Source organism: Mesorhizobium sp. M7A.F.Ca.ET.027.03.2.1 (assembly GCF_003999175.1).
GTDB lineage: Bacteria > Pseudomonadota > Alphaproteobacteria > Rhizobiales > Rhizobiaceae > Mesorhizobium.
In genome coordinates this window covers 1-2,289 of record NZ_RZOM01001001.1, presented here as the reverse complement: position 1 = coordinate 2,289, position 2,289 = coordinate 1, and the positions used below count along the sequence as shown (strand labels likewise).

Below are 2,289 nucleotides of genomic sequence, written 5' to 3'. Positions count from 1 at the left end.
GTTTATGACATCGGGCTCGTCAACACGGAAGACGTGAAACCCGAGAGAGCGCAGATAGGCATCACGAACAGCATCGTGCCGTTTACCCTTCTCGTGTTCGTGCAGATCACCGTCGACCTCAACGATCAGCTTCACCGCCAAGCAAACGAAGTCAACGATATAAGGCCCAATCGGGCACTGACGGCGAAACTTGATGCCTCCCGATTTCAACTCCCACAGTTCATACCACAGGAGGGATTCGCCCTTGGTCGCGTGAACTCGAAGCGCGCGCGCCTTCTGGCGCATTTCGAAGCTCACGCGGGTACGGGGCATCAGACGCGGCCACGCAGCAAAAGATCAGGTCGGCACCCAGTCGCACCGACCCCACCCGACCGCTTCGCGGCCACCCTCCCCTCGAGGGGGAGGGATATCCGCGTCCAGTTCGTCAATCTATGGCTCGCAAGACTTCTCTGACATGGTCGATCAATTCGTTGATCTGGCCCTTGGTGATGATCAGCGGCGGCGACAGCGCGATGATGTCGCCGGTGGTGCGGATCAGCGCGCCGCGCTCGAACGCCTTGACGAAGGCCGAGAAGGCCCGCTTGGTCGGCTGGCCGGCGATCGGCGCCAGCTCGATCGCGCCGATCAGGCCGATGTTCCTGATATCGATGACGTTCGGCTCGCCTTTCAGCGAATGCAGCGCGTCTTCCCAGTACGGCGCCAGCTCCTCGCCGCGGGTCAGCAGGCCCTCTTCCTTGTAGGTGTCGAGCGTGCCGAGTGCGGCCGCGCAGGCGATCGGGTTGCCCGAATAGGTGTAGCCGTGGAAGAACTCGATCATGTGCTCGGGGCCGGTCATGAAGGCGTCGTGGATCTCCTTCTTGACGAACACCGCGCCCATCGGGATGACGCCGTTGGAGACGCCCTTGGCGGTGGTCATGATGTCTGGCGTGACACCGAAATAATCGGCGGCGAACGGCGTACCAAGACGACCGAAGCCGGTGATGACCTCGTCGAAGATCAACAGGATGCCATGCTTGGTGCAGATTTCACGCAGCTTCTCGAGATAGCCCTTCGGCGGCAGGATGACGCCGGTGGAGCCTGCGACCGGCTCGACGATGACGGCGGCGATGGTCGAAGCGTCATGCAGGGCGACGATGCGCTCCAGTTCGTTGGCGAGTTCCGCGCCATACTCCGGTACGCCCTTGGTGAAGGCGTTCTTTTCCGGCAGATGCGTGTGCGGCATATGGTCGACGCCGCCGAGCAGCGTGCCGAACATCTTGCGGTTGGTGACGATGCCGCCGACCGAGATGCCGCCGAAATTGACGCCGTGATAGCCGCGCTCGCGACCGATCAGCCGGGTGCGCGAGCCCTCGCCCTTCACACGATGATAGGCGATGGCCATCTTGAGCGCGGTCTCGACCGATTCCGAGCCGGAATTGGTGAAGAAGACATGGTCCATGCCCTTGGGCGCGAGGTCGACCAGGCGGTTGGCCAGTTCGAACACGATCGGGTGGCCCATCTGGAAGGCGGGCGCATAGTCGAGCTCGGCGGCCTGCTGCTGGATCGCCTCGGTGATCTTGGGACGGCAGTGGCCGGCATTGACGCACCACAGGCCGGCGGTGCCGTCGAGAACCTTGCGGCCGTCGCTGGTCGTGTAATGCATGTCCTTGGCGGACACCATCATGCGCGGCGCCTGCTTGAACTGCCGGTTTGCCGTGAACGGCATCCAAAATGCGCTGAGATCGTTCGGCGTGACTTTCAGCCGGTTGGACATGACCAGGACTTCCCCTTGTAATCTGTTTCGGTGCGCCCAACGCTTGGTCTTTGCCGCGTTTTCATGCTACGCAAATTTTTGACCGATTGGACAAACGTTAGCACCGCCCTGTCGGCGGTCAAGGGATTACTAGCGGAAATGCGGCACCTGAAGTGCGTTCCACAGGCTAGGGAAAAACTGGTCCAGAGAATTGGTCCAGATGACCCTCAACGCGAGGGCTGGCAACGGTGACCACGGACGCCCCTCGTCGCACCCGCATCCAGCAGGAAAAGCGCGAACTCATCCTGGAGGCGGCGCTCGAGGTTTTCTCGACCAACGGTTTTCGTGGCTCGACCATTGACCAGATCGCCGAAGCCGCCGGCATGTCGAAGCCGAACCTGCTCTATTATTTCCGCCGCAAGGAAGACATCCACGAGACGCTGATGCAGCGCCTGCTCGACACCTGGCTGGCGCCGCTGCGTGAACTCGATGACATCGGCGACCCCTTGACCGAATTGCGCAGCTACATCAGGCGCAAGCTGGAGATGGCACGCGAC

3 protein-coding genes are annotated in these 2,289 nt (G+C 61.7%); 1 reads left to right on the top strand and 2 read right to left on the bottom strand.

Annotated elements, in window-relative coordinates:
* Together EN750_RS30260 and EN750_RS30255 are read right to left on the bottom strand one after the other, a co-directional pair.
* On the bottom strand, positions 1-312 hold a 312-nt coding region (locus EN750_RS30260), incomplete at its 3' end, for an endonuclease domain-containing protein (protein WP_145968047.1).
* Positions 313-424: 112 nt separating this feature from the next.
* Positions 425-1,753 carry an aspartate aminotransferase family protein gene (locus EN750_RS30255; protein ID WP_127398930.1) on the bottom strand — a complete coding sequence of 443 codons (1,329 nt, stop codon included), beginning with the start codon at positions 1,751-1,753 and terminating at the stop codon, positions 425-427.
* 227 nt (positions 1,754-1,980) lie between these two features.
* Here EN750_RS30255 and EN750_RS30250 point away from each other — a divergent pair.
* The coding region (locus tag EN750_RS30250) for a TetR family transcriptional regulator (protein ID WP_127398929.1) at positions 1,981-2,289 on the top strand (309 nt) is incomplete at its 3' end.